The following is a 1,625-nucleotide window of genomic DNA, read 5'->3' as shown; positions in this document are numbered from 1 at the left end:
TACAATCCTGTTTCATAACACCCATCTGTCTATGTCGTTGAAGTGAATAGGTTTTGCTGATCTGGATGCGATCCCGTGGGGTATTTTGGGTTTTGCCGCGCGCGATGAACGATGCGCTGTGCCGCAGGTTCGCCAAGCGTTGATCGGCTGAAGACCCATGGACCATCCGGCAGAGGATGAACGCCTTCGATCTCGCCCGCCTCGGCGGCGAGCCTGAGGGTCTTCGGTGCAACGCCGAGAAGGCGCGCCGCCTTGTTCAGGTTAAGCCATGGCTCTTTGCCGTCCGCCGCTGGCCGGAAGACAGGGATCTTATGATGCGACCTGTGCGCGGTGACCCGTTCGCGTGTCCATCGATTGCCGTGGCCGGTCACCAGTCCATTGCGGTTGAGGATGCCAGCAATCAGATCATCATTGGCGATGAGCACCAGTTGGCGGACGGCCGCGATGATATCGCCGGACGTGCTGTTGCGCTGTCCACGGCGCCGCTTCGGCAGGCGCAGTTCAGTATGGACGCCGCCAACCCAATGGATCAGAAGAACGATCTCTGACGCTTCGTCATCGATATCGGCGACCACCTCCCGGATGACGGTGCGAACGATGCGCTTCTTGAGCCTTGCATCCGTCGTCGGCGCCGCCCATACAGCCTTGAGATCGGCGGCGAGCGCGGTGACGTGTATTGGCGACAGAAGTGATGGCTCCGATGTCGAGGCATCATGCGCGGCAATCCTGCTCTCGATCTCGCCGACACGCGTAAGCGCCCGGTTCCATCGCAACTCCAGTTCCGCCGCGACCAGCCGGTTCTGCGGATCGATGGCGTCGTATTGCCGGAACGCCCGATCGGCGTTGTAGCGTGCCGCCTCGCGATCGCGCATCAGAGCATCGCGGACCTGATCGCGGCGACTGGCCGCTTGCGCTTCGGCCTCGACGGCCGCGGCTATCGCTGCCGGCTCGACAACCCGCAGAAGAGCTTCCTCGATGGCGTCGTCGACGCGTAGTCCACCGAAGGCGATGCAACGCGGCTCGCCATTGTCAAGCAGACCACGCCAGCAGGAATAGCGCGGAATGTTGTGCTTGGTTCCCGTGTAGCGGACCGTCAGCTTGCGGCCGCAGCGCCGGCAGCGGACAAGGCCGGCGAGCAGAGCGTCGCCATGCTTGGGCGCCCCGTGATGCCGGCTCGTGGGCACGTTGTCGCTCACCATCTTGCGGATCGCTTCCGCCCTTTCCCAGCTGACGTAGCCTTCGTGTGCACCCGGGATCAGCGCCAGCCATTCATCACGCGCCTTACGGCGGCTGCGCGAACGAATGGCTGTTGCATCATATCCCGACGCAGCACGAGTCTTACCATAGGCATAGGCGCCGCCGTAGATCGGGTTCTCGATCATTCGGTGGATGGTCGCATAGCTTGGCCTGCGCCAGACCACATCGCCATTGTTGCGCTTGGCAGGCAAATCCAGCCCATGTTCGAGGAACCAGAGCAGGGCCTGGCGGGCACTGCCGAGTTCCGCCACCTTGTCAAACACAAGGGTGATGGCCTCCTGCATGCGACGGTCGGGATCCTTCTCCAGCCGGTCGCCGACCTTCACGAAGCCGACCGGGGAAGCGACGACGAGTTCACCGCGCCGGGC

At 63.0% G+C, this 1,625-nt stretch carries 1 protein-coding gene; it reads right to left on the bottom strand.

Annotated elements, in window-relative coordinates:
* Window positions 1-29: 29 nt before the first annotated feature.
* Window positions 30-1,625: recombinase family protein (locus NKI41_RS32995; RefSeq protein WP_352687218.1), on the bottom strand; the 1,596-nt coding region annotated here is incomplete at its 5' end.

This window comes from Mesorhizobium sp. M0601 (assembly GCF_040320845.1).
Taxonomy (GTDB): domain Bacteria; phylum Pseudomonadota; class Alphaproteobacteria; order Rhizobiales; family Rhizobiaceae; genus Mesorhizobium.
The sequence above is the reverse complement of the archived record's forward strand: the minus strand, read 5'-3'. Positions and strand labels throughout refer to the sequence as shown.